Source organism: Methyloprofundus sp. (genome assembly GCF_965251085.1).
Lineage (GTDB): Bacteria > Pseudomonadota > Gammaproteobacteria > Methylococcales > Methylomonadaceae > Methyloprofundus.
The window spans coordinates 4,233,114-4,251,949 of record NZ_OZ252594.1 but is presented as its reverse complement, the minus strand read 5'-3'; the positions used below and the strand labels follow the sequence as shown (position 1 = coordinate 4,251,949).

General features: G+C 41.2%; 23 protein-coding genes and 1 pseudogene. 14 read left to right on the top strand and 10 right to left on the bottom strand.

What is annotated here, in order from left to right; genetic code table 11:
- The first annotated feature begins 141 nt into the window (after window positions 1-141).
- Together ACQY3F_RS19965 and ACQY3F_RS19960 are read left to right on the top strand one after the other, a co-directional pair.
- Complete coding sequence (locus ACQY3F_RS19965) at window positions 142-1,503, top strand: IS1380 family transposase (protein ID WP_428352972.1); 1,362 nt, start codon at window positions 142-144, stop codon at window positions 1,501-1,503.
- A 266-nt stretch (window positions 1,504-1,769) separates the two neighbouring features.
- Entirely contained in the window at window positions 1,770-2,759 is a 990-nt protein-coding gene (locus ACQY3F_RS19960) for an NAD(P)-dependent alcohol dehydrogenase (RefSeq protein ID WP_428356812.1), read from the top strand.
- A gap of 109 nt (window positions 2,760-2,868) precedes the next feature.
- Here the strand turns inward: ACQY3F_RS19960 and ACQY3F_RS19955 are convergent, their stop codons facing one another.
- From ACQY3F_RS19955 to ACQY3F_RS19935, 5 genes are all read right to left on the bottom strand, one after another.
- Complete coding sequence (locus ACQY3F_RS19955) at window positions 2,869-3,477, bottom strand: hypothetical protein (RefSeq protein WP_428356810.1); 609 nt, start codon at window positions 3,475-3,477, stop codon at window positions 2,869-2,871.
- A gap of 473 nt (window positions 3,478-3,950) precedes the next feature.
- Window positions 3,951-4,523, bottom strand: a complete 573-nt coding sequence (locus ACQY3F_RS19950; protein WP_428356809.1) for a carboxymuconolactone decarboxylase family protein — start codon at window positions 4,521-4,523, stop codon at window positions 3,951-3,953.
- 248 nt (window positions 4,524-4,771) lie between these two features.
- Entirely contained in the window at window positions 4,772-5,368 is a 597-nt protein-coding gene (locus tag ACQY3F_RS19945; protein ID WP_428356808.1) for an isochorismatase family cysteine hydrolase, read from the bottom strand.
- An 85-nt stretch (window positions 5,369-5,453) separates the two neighbouring features.
- Window positions 5,454-6,176, bottom strand: coding sequence for an alpha/beta fold hydrolase (locus tag ACQY3F_RS19940; protein WP_428356806.1), 723 nt, complete (start codon window positions 6,174-6,176; stop codon window positions 5,454-5,456).
- A 68-nt stretch (window positions 6,177-6,244) separates the two neighbouring features.
- Window positions 6,245-6,661, bottom strand: coding sequence for a 4-oxalocrotonate tautomerase (locus ACQY3F_RS19935; RefSeq protein WP_428356805.1), 417 nt, complete (start codon window positions 6,659-6,661; stop codon window positions 6,245-6,247).
- Between the two features lie 379 nt (window positions 6,662-7,040).
- On the opposite strand from ACQY3F_RS19935, the gene ACQY3F_RS19930 reads away from it, so the two are divergent.
- Window positions 7,041-7,622 (top strand): TetR/AcrR family transcriptional regulator, encoded by a 582-nt coding sequence (locus ACQY3F_RS19930; RefSeq protein ID WP_428356803.1) that lies wholly within the window; start codon window positions 7,041-7,043, stop codon window positions 7,620-7,622.
- A 1,139-nt stretch (window positions 7,623-8,761) separates the two neighbouring features.
- Here the strand turns inward: ACQY3F_RS19930 and ACQY3F_RS19925 are convergent.
- Window positions 8,762-9,136, bottom strand: a complete 375-nt coding sequence (locus ACQY3F_RS19925) for a VOC family protein (RefSeq protein WP_428356802.1) — start codon at window positions 9,134-9,136, stop codon at window positions 8,762-8,764.
- A 189-nt stretch (window positions 9,137-9,325) separates the two neighbouring features.
- Between ACQY3F_RS19925 and ACQY3F_RS19920 the strand changes: the two are divergent.
- Together ACQY3F_RS19920 and ACQY3F_RS19915 are read left to right on the top strand one after the other, a co-directional pair.
- Window positions 9,326-10,233 (top strand): annotated as a pseudogene (locus tag ACQY3F_RS19920) (tyrosine-type recombinase/integrase).
- A complete protein-coding gene (locus tag ACQY3F_RS19915) occupies window positions 10,230-11,306 on the top strand; it encodes an IS91 family transposase (protein WP_428352924.1) in 1,077 nt (358 codons plus the stop codon). The pseudogene ACQY3F_RS19920 and the gene ACQY3F_RS19915 overlap by 4 nt, the downstream one beginning before the upstream one ends.
- Before the next feature lie 431 nt (window positions 11,307-11,737).
- Here ACQY3F_RS19915 and ACQY3F_RS19910 read toward each other — a convergent pair whose 3' ends face one another.
- The 4 genes from ACQY3F_RS19910 to ACQY3F_RS19895 form a co-directional block, all read right to left on the bottom strand.
- Window positions 11,738-12,103: a DMT family transporter gene (locus ACQY3F_RS19910; RefSeq protein ID WP_428357751.1), complete on the bottom strand. Its 366-nt coding sequence runs from the start codon at window positions 12,101-12,103 to the stop codon at window positions 11,738-11,740.
- Window positions 12,104-12,245: 142 nt separating this feature from the next.
- Window positions 12,246-12,449, bottom strand: a complete 204-nt coding sequence (locus ACQY3F_RS19905) for a 2-hydroxymuconate tautomerase family protein (RefSeq protein WP_428356801.1) — start codon at window positions 12,447-12,449, stop codon at window positions 12,246-12,248.
- 2 nt (window positions 12,450-12,451) lie between these two features.
- Complete coding sequence (locus ACQY3F_RS19900) at window positions 12,452-12,841, bottom strand: nuclear transport factor 2 family protein (RefSeq protein WP_428356800.1); 390 nt, start codon at window positions 12,839-12,841, stop codon at window positions 12,452-12,454.
- Window positions 12,842-12,873: 32 nt separating this feature from the next.
- Entirely contained in the window at window positions 12,874-13,491 is a 618-nt protein-coding gene (locus tag ACQY3F_RS19895) for a glutathione S-transferase family protein (RefSeq protein ID WP_428356798.1), read from the bottom strand.
- Between the two features lie 108 nt (window positions 13,492-13,599).
- Here ACQY3F_RS19895 and ACQY3F_RS19890 point away from each other — a divergent pair, with 108 nt between their 5' ends.
- The 9 genes from ACQY3F_RS19890 to ACQY3F_RS19850 all read left to right on the top strand — a co-directional run bounded on the left by ACQY3F_RS19890 (window position 13,600) and on the right by ACQY3F_RS19850 (window position 18,836).
- Window positions 13,600-13,824 carry a LysR family transcriptional regulator gene (locus ACQY3F_RS19890; protein ID WP_428356796.1) on the top strand — a complete coding sequence of 75 codons (225 nt, stop codon included), beginning with the start codon at window positions 13,600-13,602 and terminating at the stop codon, window positions 13,822-13,824.
- Between the two features lie 71 nt (window positions 13,825-13,895).
- On the top strand, window positions 13,896-14,213 hold the full coding sequence (gene tnpA, locus ACQY3F_RS19885) for an IS66 family insertion sequence element accessory protein TnpA (RefSeq protein WP_428352923.1): 318 nt from the start codon (window positions 13,896-13,898) through the stop codon (window positions 14,211-14,213).
- On the top strand, window positions 14,210-14,575 hold the full coding sequence (gene tnpB / locus ACQY3F_RS19880; RefSeq protein WP_428353231.1) for an IS66 family insertion sequence element accessory protein TnpB: 366 nt from the start codon (window positions 14,210-14,212) through the stop codon (window positions 14,573-14,575). Before tnpA ends, tnpB begins: the two co-directional genes overlap by 4 nt.
- A 46-nt stretch (window positions 14,576-14,621) precedes the next feature.
- Window positions 14,622-14,825 carry a hypothetical protein gene (locus tag ACQY3F_RS19875; protein ID WP_428356794.1) on the top strand — a complete coding sequence of 68 codons (204 nt, stop codon included), beginning with the start codon at window positions 14,622-14,624 and terminating at the stop codon, window positions 14,823-14,825.
- A gap of 43 nt (window positions 14,826-14,868) precedes the next feature.
- On the top strand, window positions 14,869-15,873 hold the full coding sequence (locus ACQY3F_RS19870) for an IS630 family transposase (protein ID WP_428356793.1): 1,005 nt from the start codon (window positions 14,869-14,871) through the stop codon (window positions 15,871-15,873).
- 15 nt (window positions 15,874-15,888) lie between these two features.
- On the top strand, window positions 15,889-17,358 hold the full coding sequence (tnpC, locus tag ACQY3F_RS19865; protein WP_428356791.1) for an IS66 family transposase: 1,470 nt from the start codon (window positions 15,889-15,891) through the stop codon (window positions 17,356-17,358).
- 43 nt (window positions 17,359-17,401) lie between these two features.
- Window positions 17,402-18,064 (top strand): substrate binding domain-containing protein, encoded by a 663-nt coding sequence (locus ACQY3F_RS19860; RefSeq protein ID WP_428356789.1) that lies wholly within the window; start codon window positions 17,402-17,404, stop codon window positions 18,062-18,064.
- A 341-nt stretch (window positions 18,065-18,405) separates the two neighbouring features.
- Window positions 18,406-18,639 carry a type II toxin-antitoxin system ParD family antitoxin gene (locus tag ACQY3F_RS19855; RefSeq protein ID WP_428356788.1) on the top strand — a complete coding sequence of 78 codons (234 nt, stop codon included), beginning with the start codon at window positions 18,406-18,408 and terminating at the stop codon, window positions 18,637-18,639.
- A 14-nt stretch (window positions 18,640-18,653) separates the two neighbouring features.
- Window positions 18,654-18,836, top strand: a complete 183-nt coding sequence (locus ACQY3F_RS19850) for a type II toxin-antitoxin system RelE/ParE family toxin (RefSeq protein ID WP_428357749.1) — start codon at window positions 18,654-18,656, stop codon at window positions 18,834-18,836.

Genomic DNA, 18,836 nt, shown 5'->3' with positions numbered 1-18,836 from the left:
TCCCTTAGGTTGGCAAGACACTTATTCGATAAAATTAAGTATTACCTAAATCCTGCAAGCATTATACATAATAATCCACAAAACTCCTTATTAAACAATGATATAATATCATTTCCCTGATTTCACTATCTCATTGTTTTAATGAAGCCCTCTAAAGTATCAAAATCCTCATCTCACGTAAGAAACCGTACCCGAACGGTAAAAATGACATCTACAGCACATGGATTGACAAGCCAGGCGGGACTGATTCCCGTCGTGAAATATTTAGACAGGATAGGTTTTGAAAAAACCGTAAAACAAAGCGTTCCACATCGGCGGGGTGAAAATGCAGACCATCACTTATCTGATGTGGTTCTATTGACGTTGGTTGGCATGATGGGGGGAGCAACATCAATGGCAAAGGTGACGACCGTATGGGCAGATAGCGTACTGCGCAAAGTAGCTGGCTGGATAAAGATTCCTGTTGAAACCACAATTTTACGGATCTTTAAAGAAGTAAGTGATAGGCAGATAAGCCAGTTTGAAACGCTCACGCATACTTTGCGTGGTCAACACTGGCGGCGATTGCTTCGTTCCGGAAAATCGAAAACTGGCATACAATCCGTCCAGTGGGTCGATGTCGATTCAACTGTGGACACCGTTTGTGGTCGACAAGAAGGAAGTGCCAAAGGCTTCAACCCCAAAAAGAAAGGTGCCCGTTCATACCATCCACAACTCGCTTTTCTAGCGGAAACAAAAGAAATTTTACAAGCCTGGTTCCGGACAGGCAATGCCTTTACAAGCAATGGTGTTGTAGAATTTACCAAACAGTTACTTGCACACTTGCCCAATCGGATGCGCATTATTTTTCGCGGTGACAGTGGTTATTTTGTCGGTGATTTGCTTGAATTTCTCGATACCAGAGGGCATGGGTATCTAATAAAGGTTAAACTTAAGAATTTGAACGCATTGCTGGCCAAACAGGCCTGGACAGCCATACAAGGCCGACCCGGTTGGGAGCAGAGCGAGTTTCAATATCGTTGTGGTGGCTGGTCTCGCTCTCGTCAGTTTGTCGCGGTCAGGATAAAGCAACCTAAACAAGTGACAGGACCTCAGTCCGAGCTTTGGGATACGGCAGAATATGACTATTTTTGTTATGTAACAACTGAACCTCTATCGCCTTGGCAAACACATAAGAAGTATGGTGAACGAGCGACGTGCGAAACATGGATTGAAGAAGCAAAATCACAAATGGGTTTAGGTAAAATCAGAACGAATCAATTTCTGGCTAATGCCGCATTATTTCATTGCGCCGTTCTTGCCTACAATACCGTGCGCTGGATGGCTCAATTGAGTGGCAACAAAACGTTGTGCCAATGGGAGCCGGATACACTTCGTACTTATCTGATTCGGGTGGCTGGAAAATTACTCACAGGCAATAATCAGCTGAGAGTCAGAACACCTGCAGATCCGCTCTATCCACAGGAATGGGATGATTGGGTTAAGGTGGGGTTACTCGCTTAACATTAACCGAAGTTAAGTCACTTTGATTAAAAGGTCATGGCACGTTGGCAGGGTGTTTATTGCCTTGGGCTCGGGGGATATCCATACGATACAAAAAATTTCCTCTATTTATGATTTAAATCTGGATATTTTGATCGGTTGGACAAAGAGGGCTGGCAAAGCGGCAGTAAAAACCTAATAACCACTTAGCTAGACAGGTTAATGAGAGTCAAAATATGGGCTTGCAGGATTTAGGTATTACATAAAATTAATTATCCAAGAAAAGTATGAAAGCAATTGTGTACAACAAATATGGGGCAGCAGATGTTCTTCAGGTTAAAGAAATAGAAAAGCCAAAACCTAAAGATAACGAAGTGTTAATAAAAGTACATGCAGCTGAAGTAACAAAAGCTGATTGTGAGATGAGAAGCTTTAATTTTGCAGTTAAATGGTTTTGGTTACCTTTAAGGCTTATGTGGGGAGTATTTAAACCCAAGAAAAATGTGTTGGGAGGTTATTTTTCTGGTGAAATTGAGGGTATTGGAAATAACGTAACTAAATTTGTTGTGGGCGATAAAGTATTTGGTTCTACGCAAATGCGACTTGGTGCATATGGTGAATATTTATGTTTACCGGATAGTTATACCATTGTGAAAAATCCCAGTAATATGAGTTTTGAAGAAGCTGCCGCTGTTCCTTTGGGTGGACTTAATGCTCTTCATTTCATGAGCAAAGCAAATATAAAAGCAGGTGAAACAGTTTTAATAAATGGTGCAGGAGGGAGTATTGGTATCTTTGCCATACAAATAGCAAAAAATATGGGTGCAGAGGTAACAGCGGTAGATAGTCCCATAAAAGAAAAGATGTTACGTCAACTAGGTGTTGAGTATTTTGTAGATTACACTCAAGAAAATGCGACAAATCAGGATAAAACTTATGATGTCATATTTAATATGGTTGCGCATAGTCGTTACTCAGATTTTATAAAAGCCCTAAATCCAAAAGGGCGTTATCTGATGGGTAATCCGAAATTAGTTGATATGCTACGATCTGTAGTAACGTCAAAATTAACAGACAAAAAAGTAATATTCTCATTTTCCGGTGAAAAAGAAGAGGAACTCGTTGCATTAAAGACGATGATTGAAGTGGGTAAAATTAGATCTGTAGTCGACAAAATATATTCGATTAATCAAATTGTCCAAGCCCATCAAAGAGTTGAAACTGAGCAAAGAATAGGAATCGTTGTTTTGTCATTCGATTTAGAGCAAAAAACCTAAAGATAAAGAAAGAAAAATTGGATTGGAAAGTACGGAGAATTCTATATTCTCATTGGATGTAACAGGAAAGAAATCTTTTACTTCAATCGAGACTGACCCTATTGGTTTTCTATTGGTTTGGCTCGCATACAAAAGGACTGTTTTTTTGCCTGATACAAACTATATAGCCAGAATGCATTGTAGCCTCTATCAAGCAGGGATAGATCGTGGGGCAAAGCGGATTCCAGATGGGCTGCTGCACAGTCTCGTTCTGAGGCATGAACAGGATTGATGCTGGAATATGATTAAGGACATCGTAGTAGACCGAGGCGAGGGCTAATGAACAGTCCTTTTGACTTTCTCTGCCAGTATGAACACCAAACGTTTCAATAATATCTGGTTCATTAGGCAATCTAAGTTTTGAGCCATCAATAGCGCATAGCCGAAAGCCTTTCCAGGTTTTGAGTGCTGGGTGGTCAGTATAATAGTCATTAACCACTTGGTGGTTTAAGTTAATGAATGCGGTATGAGATAAATGCTTTCGAGCTTGTGTCAGAGCTGATTTTGTAACGACTTGTGTTGGTGCAGGGTTTGATTGGATGACGGCAAAGAAATTATCAAGTTCTTGTTGATAAGAGCCCTTTGTTAGGTTCAAAAAATACGTTAGAAGCACTGAAAAGGGAAGCTTGCGCGTTCGGTTAAAACTATTTTCTGTCAGACGGTGTTTGGCTTTGAACAAGTCACAGGAAATAGTTTTGCTGATTAGTTTATAAGCATTCTCTAATAATGAGGTTTTGATTCATTTTATCGCCTTATGTTTTTTATTTAACTGGTGTATATTATAGCATATTCAATGACTTGCGATTAACTTAATGACATTGAGGCTGACCCTATTGGTTCTCGATGCAATAAAAAATAGTCAGTATTCACATTGTCTGGCGGTTATCGATCCACTGCAGACATTGAATTATTTTAATTTTCAATCGATACTGACCCTAGTACTGCTTACTTAAGAAAAACTTCTTATGTATTAATAGCTTCACAAGCCTGGTCTCGTGGCTCTGTTAGCAATGGGTACGCTTTAGGGCGGCGTTTTACTTTAAATTTAAGGAATGCGCTGTTTTTTTCCGCGATAGCGGCTTCGTCCAAGTGTGCATAATTAAATTCTCTAGCAATAATCCAACAATTCAGATTATTGCTAGTTAAACATCATTACGCACGTTTAATATTGGAATTGTCTGCTGACCAAGTATCCGCTTTAAAAGCATCATCAAGAGGAGTGCTTAGTAGGTGATTCGTGTATGTGGACATGACTTTAAGAGCTGTTCCAACAATGACTTCGAGAGCTGTCTGTCTATTATATCCGGCAGCAAACAATGAGTCCAAATCACTCTGTTCAACCCAACCTCGAGTTTCGTTGATACATACAGCAAATTGATGAAGTGCCTCAAGCTTAGGGTCTGTAATTTTCGTTCCATTGCGTAAAGCTTGCAGCACATCGTTAGAAACTCCTGCACCCTTCGCTATGGTAGAGTGCGCGGCGACGCAATAATTACAGCCATTCAAGCGACTATTGGCGATCAAGATAACTTGACGTTCGGTTTCAGATAGAGCAGTTTTGTTAAAGGTCGTTGCCAAAGACAAGTAGCCTTCTAGTAACGCTGGTGCTTCAGCTTGCCCAGCATACAAATTGGGTATGAATCCATAGGTCTTTTTGGCACCAGCTAAAAGAGTTTTACTATTCTTTGGTGCAGTTTCTTCAGTGTGTAGGTTAAATTCAGTCATGGTATTTATCTCCTAAAAAGTAAGATGTCACAATTGTTTATATAGCGTCCCGCATTAATACCTAATTTTTCTAATTCTTTAGAGATGCGACGTGATCCATAACAATTCTGTTCTCCTCAAAAATATTGCGTACTCTGATATCAAACGCCTCTCTTTTCCTGGTTTTATCTGTCATTTCAGGCTGCTGATTCCATGCATAAAAAGCACTGGTACTGGCCTCTATAGCATTAAAGAGTGATGTCGAGTTCTCACCCGATAAAGGATAAAGCCGTATTCGTATCAACCACCTTGGAAAACAAGGGAAAGCTGTGTTCGCGGGTTATATCCTGCTTTTGAAGGCTCATCGTTGCTGTGGCATCCGTTAAGGTATACACCTCATACCCTTTTGAGTACGCCGCTCTCATCGTGCCTTCGATGCAGATGTCAGACAGCAAGCCCACCAAAATGATTGAGTTAATGCCCTTGTCCTTCAGTTTCTGTTCGAGATCGGTTCCCTCGAAGGCAATAATGGCGCTGCGTTCAATGACAATATCCCCGTCTCTTTTATCGAATGCAGCGTCTATCTCCCCGCCCCGGGTCCCTTTGATCATGGCTCCGCTTTCGATCACCGAGGCAATGACACCGTAAGGACTTTCACCAGCCTCCGGATAGCCCTCCGAAAAAACAATCGGGCTGTAGATGATCGTTGCGCCCGCATCACGATAATGTCCAGTCAGTGTGTTGATGTTATTAATCACGTTGAATTCATTCAGTACCGCTTTGGTTGCGGGAAACAGCTTGCCGGATGGATCGGTGAGATCATTCTGAGGATCCAAAACCAGCATTGCAGTGTGTAAGGGGTTCATAATTATTCCTCTTTCATAAAGTGTGAGTAAAAATTAGAGGGCTGATACCGAAAATCAATAACCAGCCCTCACCGGGACAAAGGACTTAACCTATGCGCCGGATCTCTGCTACCAATTGTTCGGGGATAGACGTCAATGGAAAATGCCCGGACTCCAGGGTCACCACGTTTTGGATTTTCCAGTTAGTGAGCATCTTGTCCTGTGCCTCAGGAGAGATTACCTTGTCCATGGACGCCTTGATGTAATATTTGTCCACAGAACCAAACTTCTCTTCACTCAGGTTTGCGATCGCCATGAACGGCTCCGTGGCCTGCTTAAACAAAAATTTGGGCACAATCTTGTCCAGATAGTCGGCATCCTTTACATCGTTTAACAGTACAGTACGCACAGTTTCCTCGGTAATCGTTGCGTAGGTGCCGTCTGCAGAGAAAATGGTATTGGGCAGTAACTCACCACCGGGATCGTTTTGCATAACCTCCAGGGCCGAGTCGCCGTCTTTCAATAACATTGCCGCGACATACACCAGGCGATCTATTTTTTCCGGGATCACCTCGGCGACCTGCGAAATGATAGCGACCGCTAACGAATGCCCTACCAGTACAACCTTATCGTTCAGTTTTTCAATCGCCTCTACGATGGTATTTACATACGACTGCATCGTCACATCGGGAATCTCGGCATTGTTTTCACCGTGACCCGGCAGGTCTAGAGCAATCACATTGTGACCATCATTGGACAGTAATTCAGCAACCTTGTTGAATTCCCAAGCAGCGCCCCAGGCACCGTGAATCAATAAATAATTTTTCATTGTCTCTTCCTCTGTTTTTGGATTGAGTGCTCGACTTATTCCGGCACTCTGATCGTGTGAGCTATCGGTTAGCCTTTGGCTATTTCCTCCCCAATTTCTTCGTTTGTCATGGCGATGCCATTGAAGTTCCAGCTACCGTCTACCGTATGAACCACGTTTGAATAGATGTGCTCTGCCGGTTGCTTACCGCCCGATAGCTCCCTGATAATCTCTGTCGCTTCGGCAAAATGAGCCAACTGAACCTCTCGGGAGGTAAAGGCAAAAGATGGCACTTTCCATTCCATCCACACCCCTGAAAATTCTTCGCCACCTGAGAAGGTAGAGTTTTTTGGTAGCACTGACACATGCGCAGTTACATTAGGTGTCATTGCTTTATTACCTAAAAGCCCATGATGCTCAAGCATTGAATTAGTAATTCTTTGAACAGCTTCTTTTTCAGAGCCAGCAGGGATAGCGCCTTCAGTAAGAGTAAGTGTTAATGGCATAGTATTCTCCAATAATAGTCAAGGAATGGGACTTGTATAACTTGTGCATTCTGACTTGTCTTTTTGTCCGTATTCTGTGTTGCGAAAACAGTTACGTAGCTCGCTATGCGCCTGTTTCCACGCCTTGAATACGAACAAAAATCCTGCGTCATAATGCACAAGTTATTTCATCCCCAATCCTAAGTTAATTGTTTGTGATAAATAGAAGTTGTTTTAAGGCAACTTCAGTTCACCCAATAAATATAGTGAACGTTATATTTATTGGGTGCGTCTATATTATATAGTGATCGTTATATTGTCAAGATAAATATAACGACCACTATGTTTTAATTTTGAACACAGTTATAATGCCAATACAGTCAAGGGGTAGGATATTTAAGTGACAAAATTAAGTAAGAAACAAGAAACAAGAAAACGTATTATCAACGCAGCAAGTCAATGTTTTAGAAGTCATGGCTATGCCGGTATTGGTGTTGATGGTATTGCGAAAGAAGCTGGAGTTACTTCGGGTGCCTTTTATGCCCACTTAGGTTCAAAAGATGGTGCATTTGAAGCAGCATTGTCGGTAGGTCTTGATGAGGTGATTGCTGCAATCCCTGAATTTCAACTTCAGCATGGTAAGCAATGGATTGTGGCTTTCTCAGATTATTATCTAGGGCAAGCGCACCGTGATAACCTTTCATGTGGCTGTGCAATGACAACTCTCTCGCCCGAAGTTGTTCGCACTAAACCTGAATTTCACGCTATCTATGAGGAAAAAATGATCGACATAGTTGAGCTTATGGCTAAAGGGTTTGATGGTGTTTCGCACGAAGAATGCCTATCAAGGGGATGGGCGGTATTAGCTGTTTTAATTGGCGGGCTTACTATGGTTAGAGCGGTAGGCTCTATTAAGACTGCTGATCTAATAGCTATTTCTATCAAAAATTCAGCAATCAATATTGCCGGAAAAATTAAATAATCTCATTGATGAAAAAACAATGATCGATTCATAAAGTTTAAGAAGCTAGCTTTATGAGTTGAACCGCATACCTGTCTGTCCCGCTACCGGTTTTAATCTTTGAAACAAACTTCAGACCACCTGAACTCTAGGATAATAATTTGATACCAATGATTGACATGTAGGTTGGCGCTGAGTATACGAAGCCCAACAATCACTGTGCAATATCATGTTGGACTTCGTATACTCAGCGCCAACCTACGCGTTTTAGTATCATCTTAATTATCTTGTAAAAACAGTAAGCTTTTGATTTTATTATGTCGAGATCAGGTGTTCAGAATTTGACTTTCTCATTAGAGGAGACTTAATATCTTCCTACGCACGAAGGGAGTCCTCAGTATTTTTGACTTAGTCGGCTGATGTCACAAAGCGACAAGTTTACCTCGTCCGTTGCAGCAATTTATGTGTGCCCGGCATGGGCATGATTTTATGGGGTGAAAGTCCCTCGTACGTTATCTGGGAAATTGTCATTTTTGGCAACTTTAAAAAGTACTAGCCGATGGCAAGAGCGGAAGGGCGAGCGACCGTCTGAAAGAAGCCTAAGTGCAAACCTATGAGCCGACGGACAGAAACTGCATATAAGGCCGAACCTCAGGGCGAGTCAGCACAACATGACGAAGCCCATCCAGATCTCTGTGGGATGGTAAATGCAGCGGTTGTATAGGGAAAGATCATGTTCTTACCCGGGGGGATCTGTTTAGCTTTGCGCCCGTCAAAGGACGGGAGCGCCTTTTGCAGTAATGCATTGGGTGATTGGGCAGAAGTCAGCAAACGGCATAGTAGTGGATTCATGACGTTATGATGAAGCGAAGGCCTGAAGCCAAGGGAGGAAACCACCCATCATGCTTTGTGCTCAGTTGCGGCCGACCGGCAGCCTTAAGAGTTAACAGGCGCGTTGATGGATAAGTAAAATCCACAATGAATATTAACGGTTTGTTTAATATTCATTGGCCCGACTACGGTTCGGCACTCTTGGTAACCACCCTGTACGGACCCGTATGCAGGGTGGCGCGGGAGGGAGGGGATAAACCCCCCTTCCTATCCCTCTTAGGTTTGTTTTAGTGTTTGCAATAAATAACATATTGATCCTGATTACTGTTTTATTCGTTAATTATACAAAACCCATTACCAAACGGGTCTGCACAATAAGCAATAGAACCCCAATCACCACTATCTCCTCCTTCATGTGAACCTCCATATTCTAATATTTTTGATACAAGTTCATCGACATTCTCACAGAGAAAATCTAAGTGGATAGGTGTCCAATGACGCTTATAGTCACGGACAACATCACTTGATTTGAGGGGGTTTGTTCCAGGTTCTTTTTCTTGCAGATATATATCGGAGTTTTCTACAGAAAGAACAACCATATTATCACCTTGGTCACGAACTTTCTTACAACCAAGAGCTTCAACATAAAAAGCCTCTGCTTTTTTCAAGTTTGAGACATCAATACTCACTGAAATTTTTATCAAAATACATTCTCCTTTAAATTAATTTTTGTTTAATTTACCTCGTCCGTTGCAGCAATTTGTTGGACGAAGCCGCTATCGCGGAGAAAAACAGCGCATCCCTTAAATTTAAAGTGTAACCTCATTGCCTGTTATATGCATAACAGGTAACTTGTAAGCTCATCCAACTAACAATAATGAGGTTACACTGTTATGACACCATCGATAGAGCTTAAATTCAACCATTATTATATCCAGCACTGTAAGCATTTAAAGCTTAAGGGACTGCAACCCAAAACCATTGACGCTTATTCACGCGCTATTCGCCGTATCGGGGAACACTTTCAGGGGCATCTGGATAACTTAACGCAAGATCAACTGGTGGATTATTTTCATGCTCTTTTAAGCCGCCTTTCCTGGAGTGCCGTGAAACTAGATCTCTATGGTCTCAAGTTTTTCTATACACATGTGCTACAAAAGCCGTGGGTTGATGTGCTAATGATTAAACCACCACGATGTACGCGTATACCCGATATTGTCACTGTGGTTGAAGCACAACAACTGTTTATGTCGACCCGTAATCTAAGCTATCGAGTTTTTTATTTTACGATTTACAGTCTAGGTTTACGTTTGGGCGAGGGCTTAAGCCTGAAAGTAGGTGATATTGATGCGACACGCATGCGGGTACATATTCGCAATGCCAAAGGCAATAAGGATCGGCTTGTGCCTTTGCCTGTGAATACCTTGAAGGTGTTGCGTAAGTTTTGGGCTGTGCATAAAAATCCAGTGCTGGTATTTCCCAACCGTGCCCGGGGTCTAAAAGGTGCACATCTTGCTGAATCCCCCCTTGATCGCGGTGGCATCCAGAAGACAATCCGTCTTGTGACGCAAGAAATGGGACTAAAAAAAAGATTTCCTGCCACTCGCTGCGCCACAGTTACGCCACTCACCTGTTAGAAGCCGGGGTTGATTTAGTTGAGTTGCAGAAGATTCTGGGCCATACCAGTTTAGTAACCACGGCTCGCTATACGCATTTGACCGATATTACCGATGAGAATGCAGAGCTGCACATTAATCAGTTAGTCAATGACTTTTCTATTCACTGGGGGCAGATTTCATGATAACCCTAGCTGCAGTGATTGATCAATTTCAGTCTGACTTTTTAAGCGAGTATCAATCTCGTTTACGCTCCAATCAGATCAGTGCATTACATGCCATGAAGAGCTGTCGGACACAGCTGAGTCCTGTGATGCAGGTTAACTGTGCAGACTGTGACTATCAAACCTTTGTGCCTCATTCCTGTGGCCAGCGTAACTGCCCGCATTGTCAACATCATGAGAGTCAACAATGGATTGAACGACAGGTACAAAAACAAGTCCCTGCTGATTATTTTATGAATACCTTTACCTTACCTGCGCAGTTAAGGTCGTTAGCCAGGCAGCATCCGCGGTTACTTTACAGTATGATGTTTGACTGTGCCTGGGCGACTTTACAGAGTTTTAGTAAAAATGATAAGCAGTTGCAAGGCGATGCCGGGGCGATTGCTGTCTTACATACACACTCACGCGAATTAAATTATCATCCGCATATTCATGTCATTATGCCTGCGGCAATCGTGGATAAAATCAAGAAGCTCTGGCGCACTAAGGAAGGCAAATACCTGTTTCATCATAAAGCACTAGCAAAAGTATTTCGTGCAAAGATGCTAGCGCGTATGAACGAAGAAAAGTTGCCATTTCCCACAGCTATTCCGGAAAAATGGGTGGTCGATTGTAAGTTTGTCGGTGCAGGCGATAAAGCATTGATATATCTGGGTCGATACCTGTATCGTGGTGTGATTCGTGAACAGGATATCTTATCCTGCCAAAATGGCAAAGTAACCTACCGTTATCAAGACAGCAAAACCAAACGCTATCAAACCAAAACGGTATCGGGGGCTAAATTTCTGTGGCTGGTGCTGCAACATGTTTTGCCTAAAGGCTTTCGTCGTGCGCGCAATTATGGCTTTTTACATCCGAATAGCAAGGGTGTTATTAAGTTGATTCACTCCCTGCTAAAGTTTGACCCGACGAAGATATTGCGTGCACTCAAAGTACGGCCGGCATTCAGTTGCAAATGTTGTGGCGGGGCGATGGTTGTTGGGCGTCGGCAAATACCCAGGGTGGAAATAATGTTTCAGCCTTTGCCAACTTAACAATTGGAATCACTAGCGCTTATGTAAATTTAAACACTTCGACCCAGGCTATCAGCGGATTAAATGCTGAGGGAGTTGCTTGGGCTAAAATCGGAGATTAAGGCAGAATTTTGCTCCGATACTTGGACTTTGAGAGTTGACTGCAATGGACAACGCTCAAAGTTCAGTTAAACAGGTAAAAACAGAGGTTCGATTCATCAGTCGGGCTGATCAACAAAAAGCTATTTTCATAGAGCGCATTAAATGAATTCCTACTATCGTGCCGGGCTTGTCCAACAAACGGTTCAGATTGTGGCTCGCTTCGCGATCACAATCTAACCTTATTCGTTGGATTTATAGCTCTCAAATAACACGTATCGCTCGATTAGATGCGGCGAACGGTAAGAAAAACACCAGCAACCATAAAGACCAAGCCTATAATACGCTGGTGTTTACAGCTGGTTAGTAATTGGGTTATATTGTGCACCTAATAGGCCGTAATGATCTATTATAACCATAGATATTAACTGCCCCAATAATACAAAAGACACAGCGTTTCCAACACCAAACTTCGGTGCAACCCATGTAATACCCAGAATATATATTATTACAAAAATTCCACCGAAATAAAAATACAGTGGAATAGGTTCTTGCGAAACGGACTTTGGTATACCACCAGTAAGGAAAAATAGTCCTAGTGAAATAGCCCCACCAACAAAGAATAGAATTGTGGTTGCTAGCGTAGGGCTATGAAGTTTAACACCTAACCCGCTATTTAATGCGGCCATTATTGGTATTCCTAAACCCGCTACCAACATTAACAGTGCGAAAAATAATGTGTGATGAGAAATATTCATAAAAGCTCATTGCATGAGCTCGCTGGAAACTTAACACTATTCAACAAAGTTGCTGAATTTCCAATCGTAGTATGGTTCTATATGGAGAATATAAAATATCACCTTATTCTCCCCGTTTTCTTCGTTCAGTCACTAACTCACCTCCTATTCCCCAATTGTCCGTTTCTACTTCATCAATAACGACTACGGTAGTTGCGGGATTCTTTCCCAGTACATCAGAAAGCAATTTTGTGACACCTGCAATTAACGCCTGCTTATGTTTAGTGGTGACATCTTCATTCGTTATTTTAATGTTTACATAAGGCATTACTATTCTCCAGTATTAGATTGCCGTTGATAATTTTCAGGGGCATTAGCATACATTTTATTCACAATTGTCCATTGCCCCTTTTCTTTCAGTAAAGACAGAAAGTCTATGTAGAAATTCCCCAAAAGCGGGCATTCAACCTTCGCCATTGCTTGCTCACCCAATATATCAATATTGATAATTTTATAGCGATAGCTTTCATTTATCTCGCTGGGGATCGCTCTATTGACAACGCGATGCAACCACTCATCTCGTGTAAGCCTTAAACCTTGCGACTGCAAATTAGCCGTAGGATGAAAAACCTGTCGTAACCGTTTTGTATCGGCGTTATAAAGCCCCTCGAAATATTCATTTAACAGCCGTGTTATTTCAATTAAATCAGGATCGGTCATGATTACTCCTTATATCAAACTTCAACTGATACTCAAGCTTCATAAATAGCTGACTGCTTCGTTTCATTTGCAATAGCCCGTTGAAAGCTCGCTAAATTCGAGATGTGTTCTAACAGATTGCGAGTGCGTTCTCCCAGTAGAATATCAACAGGATGAAACTGATTCCATCGAGAATAGACGGTTAACATAATATCAGTAGCGGAATAATGGTCTCCACCTAAAAAATCATTTTCCTGCAAGCGTTGCTCAACAATATTCCAGAGGGAGTTAATGCTGTCCGCGGCTGCATTTAGTGCTATTTTCTTTGCAGTATCATCTATATCCAGAGATGATATAAAGAACAACTTACTGTAGGCGGGATGCATTGTCGCATTAGCAAACATAATATCTTCTATAGCCTGAGCTCTTTCAATAGGGTTGCTAGAAAACATTGGCGTCGTCTGTTTTTCCAGTAAATAAATCATAATAGCCGCACCCTCTAATAAAACGGCATCGTTATCTTTGAGTGCAGGCACTGCGCCGGTGGCACTAATTTCATTAAAATTAGTTACCCCACGTTTATCGATAATTTCTACTTTATGACCTAGTTCATGTAACACTACTTGGGTTGCAAGTGAGCAAGCATTTGGACTGTAGTAAAGTTGATACATAATAATTCCTTTGTTGTTAATATTTGATGTGAACTGATCATACACTTGCTCATTGACTTAATAAATAGATACAATATGAACGTACTGTTCGTCATTAGGGGCTAATAAATGGATAAGCTTAAATCAATGGAAGCCTTTCTACGCCTGGCAGAGCTGGGAAGTTTTACTCGGGTGGCAGAACAAAGAAACACTTCAAAGTCGCAAATAAGTAAAGAAATTAGCGCGTTAGAAGCTAGTTTAAGCGTGCGCTTGGTACATAGAACAACCCGCAATATACGCCTAACATCTGAAGGCGAGACCTATCTATTACATTGCAGGGTAAGCGCTCAATAGTCAGCGTACTTCACGGCAACTCAGATTAATGCCAAACTATCCCCATTGTTAAATACCACGGGGAATTTTAAATGGCAGCGTTAGAAAAAATACAGGCAAAGACTTTCTGGCCTATTCACATAGAGCACTGGCAGGCATCAGGCCAATCACAGGTAGCTTATTGTCGACAGCATGATTTATGTCCGCAAAAGTTAGGCTACTGGAAACGTAAATCGACTGTAAAGCCGACTACTTCCCCTACAGGGTTTACACGTATTCGGGTTGACGGGGATCGTTCATCTGCGCCAGTCCCAGGATTATCTTTGCAATTTAATGATGGTATTCGGTTGGAAGGTATTACGCAGGATACTATGCCGTGTATTCAACCACTGCTTGAGCTGTTGCGATGACGGTTGTTATGCGTCCCTCTCTGTCTTTGACAGAAGTGTATCTGTATCGGCAGCCCATTGATTTTCGTAAGTCACATCGGGGCTTATCGGCGATTGTTGAATGTGAGTTAGGGCATAATCCTTTTGAGGGGGCTCTCTATGCCTTTACGAATAAACGGCGGAATAAGATTAAATGCCTGTTTTGGGAAGATAATGGTTTTGTCCTTTATTACAAGTCATTGGTAGAAGAAACATTTAAGTGGCCTAAGGGTGAGGAAGAGACATTAACCTTAACAGGCCAGCAGTTAAACTGGCTGCTGGATGGCTTTGATATTAGCGCGATGAAAGGTCATAAAAAACTTCAATATGAGTCTGTTTTTTAGCTGTTTTTGTGTTCATTATTGCCACTATAAAGGCTATAATAAAGCCATGATTTTAGCCGATATTTCAAATATAAAACAACAAGATAAAGCCGGTTCTTTGCTGTCGGAGAGTGTTGCTTTGTTGCTTGAAAAAAAACAGGCTATTGATGAACTGACGCGTGTGATTGAAGTTAAGTCTGGGGTGATTTCCGAACAGAAAAAACGCATCCTTATTCTGGAAGAGGTAAGTACTTACGCAAAATTAATTTAACGAAAAAAGGTGTCATAATAAACAATTATTTTGCTGACTCTAAATGTTTGTGCTCTATATAAAACACCTACTCCCAGAAGAAATTACTGCTTTAAATGTGATGCATAAAAACCATCCACTTCATTTAAGTAGAAGTCGAGCTCATGCTATTTTATTAAGTTTCAAAGAGCATTCTGTTTCCATGATTTGTTCTATTTATAACGTATGCCGCCAAACTGTTTCCACTTGGTTTTCTAACTGGGAAAAGAATGGAATCGATGGATTGGTTGACTGTCAGGGAAGAGGACGGCGAGGTATTTTAACTGAAAAACAACAAATAAGCTTAGTCCAGAGAGTTGAAAAATCTCCTAGATCATTAAAATCAGTACTAGCAAAATTTGAAGAAGATCTAGGCATTTCAGTTAGCATTGATACTATAAAACGTATTTGTAAACAAGCTGATCTTGTTTGGAAACGAGTTAGAAAATCCTTAAGGATAAAGCGTAATCAAGATAAATTTGATTTGGCAACCGATGAAATAAAAGAATTAATACAACAACATAAAGAGAATGAACTTGATTTGTGCTACTTTGATGAGTCGGGGTTTACACTAGAACCCTGTGTTCCTTATGCTTGGCAACAGTCAGGTGAGACGATTGAAATACCAAGCTCAAACAGCAAGCGTCTTAATGTATTAGGTTTTGTTAACAGAGATTGCAGGTTTGATTCTTTTGTTTTTGAAGGGAGTGTAAACACTTCGGTTGTTGTGGCTTGTATTGATGAATTTGCTAAACAGATTAAAAAACCAACAACTCTTATTATTGATAATGCATCGACTCATACGAGTAATGAATTTAATGAAAACCTTGAAAGGTGGAAAGAAAAAAACCTATCCATTTACCGTATACCGCCATACTCACCCGAGTTAAATATTATCGAGATTATATGGCGTAAAATAAAATACGAATGGCTTCCTTTTTCAGCTTATGAATCCTATGCCTCTCTTCAGGAAGAATTATTTAAGGTGCTGTCTAATATTGGAAAGAATTACAAAGTAGAGTTTGCATAAAAGGTTAAATTAATTTTGCATGGGTACTTACTACGCTTATCTAAAATAAAACGCTTTGGATCATCCAGTGAACAATCTCATCAATCCTCTTTGTTTGATGAAGCAGAGAATGAAGCGGATAGCGATGAGGAGCTAGACCTGGAGGCTGATGAAGCACCTGAGGACGAAAAACAAACAAGTTCTACTGGCACCAAGAAAAAGCCGGGACGCAAACCCTTCTCAGATAAGTTACCTCGCGAGCAAATTTTTATTTATTTAACCGATGAAGAAAAAGAAGGTGCTATTGATACTTTCTTTACTAAAGTGAAAGAAGAGCTGGATATTATTCCTGCTAAAGTACGTGTTCTTGAATACATGCAGGAAAAAGCGGTCTTTATCAAACAGATTGAAGGCGAAAAACAACGCCAGGTTAAAGCCGCACAAATGCCCAGACACCCTATTGCCAGAGCAATGGGAAGCATCAGTTTAATGTGCTTTGTTATTATCGCCAAGTATGCTGACGGCTTACCTTTATATCGGCAAGAAGGCATCTTGTCTCGTTATGGGGGTGACATCTCCAGAGCGACATTAGCAAACTGGATGATCGCACTGGCTAAACAACTTCAGCCCCTGATTAACCTGATGCGAGAGCATCAACACACAGGGGCAGTCATGCTCGCTGATGAAACGCGGGTTCAGGTATTAAAAGAACCGGGGCGGCCAGCGACCTCAGATAAATATATGTGGGTGACGCTTGGCGGGCCACCGGGTGAAAAAAGCATCCTGTTTGAATACGATCCCTCTCGTAGTGGAGACGTCCCCATGCGCCTGCTTGACGGCTTTAGTGGCTATCTGCAAACCGATGGCTATGCGGGGTACAATGCCGTGTGCCAAAAAAACAGCATTACCCAGCTGGGGTGCTGGGATCATGCGCGTCGTTATTTTAAAGATGCCCAGAATGCACAGCCTAAACGCAAAAAGGGACAAAATAACAAACCCTCAAAAGCAGGTAAAGCGCTGAGCCTGATCAATAAACTGTATGTCATTGAGCGAGAAATTAAAGACCTGTCAGTGGATGAAAAATATCAGCAGCGCCAGGAGAAGAGCATTCCTGTATTGAACCAGCTCAAAGCCTATCTGGAAGAAAACCAGCATAAAGTACCTAAAGATAGCCTGACAGGAAAGGCAATGACTTACCTGAGTAACCAGTGGGAAAAACTCAATGTGTATTGCACCCATGGTGAACTCAATATTAGCAACATCCTGGCAGAAAATGCGATTCGCCCGTTTGTGATAGGGCGCAAAGCCTGGTTATTTTCTGATACCCCTGCAGGTGCTCGTGCCAGTGCAATACATTACAGCCTGATAGAAACAGCTAAAGCAAATGGGCTGGAGCCTTATGCATATCTTAAGCAGGTTCTCACTGCTTTACCTTATGCTGATACGGTTGATAAAGTGGAGGCTTTGTTGCCCTGGAATATTAAAAAATCAGATACGCCTGAATAGGGCAAGTACGTGCTTCGTTGAGCGCTTACATTGCAGGGAAATATTGCAGAAAATCGAATACGCCGATACATTGCTGCTTGATCAGCAAAGTAAACCCAGTGGTAAATTGAAAATAAATGCACCCATGGCTCTAGGAATTACTCATCTAGCAAGGCTTTTTTCTGATTTTATGGCGGCTTACCCCGACATTCACCTGGATATACATTTAGGAGATGAACCTGTCGATTTGGTTGAGCAAGGTTTTGATTTAGGTTTTAGAATATCTAGCCGAGTACTTGATTCAAATTATGTTGGTAGGCCTTTGCGAGATTTTTCCTACCATGTATGTGCTTCTCCTACTTATATTAATAGTCATGAATCAATTATTAAGCCCTCCGACTTAAAAAATCATAATTGTTTTATCTATAGCTACTTCCAAGGAAAAGCGGAATGGCCTATCGATGCGGGTATATCCATTGCCGGTACGTTACAAGTCAATAGCACTATTTTTTTGATGGAAATGATAAAGCAAGATTTAGGCATTGGCCTTATTCCTGAGTTTGTATGTAAAGAATCAATCAAAGATGGCTCTGTGATATCGCTGCTTGACGATCACATCAAACCTAAATTAACGTTATACGCACTATATCCTGCTAGAAATTTTGTTCCACCAAAGCTGAAATTATGTATTAAATTTCTTGAAAAATGGTTCAAGGATAACTACTAATTAATTTCCTCTGACTTAAACGATTTAATGAAAAACATTCCGAGTGAAAATCAAAAATTTACTATAGGAGACTTCAGCGGTATACCGCTTTCAGAACGGATAAAATCTAACGCCCTTGCTAACCGGCCATTTATAAAAAAAATTAGGGTCTACTATAGAATTATGGAGAAAAATGATTAAAAATTCTTTTAATCAAGCTTCGAACAATGTATCAAAATGGCATTCTCATAAAGCCTTAGATAAAACTCAACAATTTTAAGGTTTTCTCTTTAGAAAACTACTTTTTTTCTTGTCTTTCTTGATATTCATATATTCTATTAAATAGTATAGGAGGATATATCATGGCAACAACAAGCTTTACTCTAGGCGAACACAGGGAAGTGTTCATGAAAAACCAAATAGCTAGCGGGAAATACGGTGCAGCTAGTGAGTTAGTGCGTGATGGTTTACGCTTACTTGAACGAAGAGAAACTAAGATTGCAGCTTTACAAAAATCTATTACAGAAGGCTTTGAATGCGCCATTGTAGAAAATTTTAGTATGGATGAATTACAAAAAGAATTGGATTCTGAATAGTGCCACGTTATTGAATTAGTCAACGAGCAAAAGAAAATTTACGGAAAATTGGCCTTTATACTCAAAGAGAGTGGGGCAAGGTGCAACGGCGAAAATACCTATCTGGCCTCGATAACAAATTTTCTTTTCTTGCAGACTCCCCTTTAATTACCCCCGAACGACAATGGTTTTTTCCTGTTGTTCGGAGCCGTTTTTAG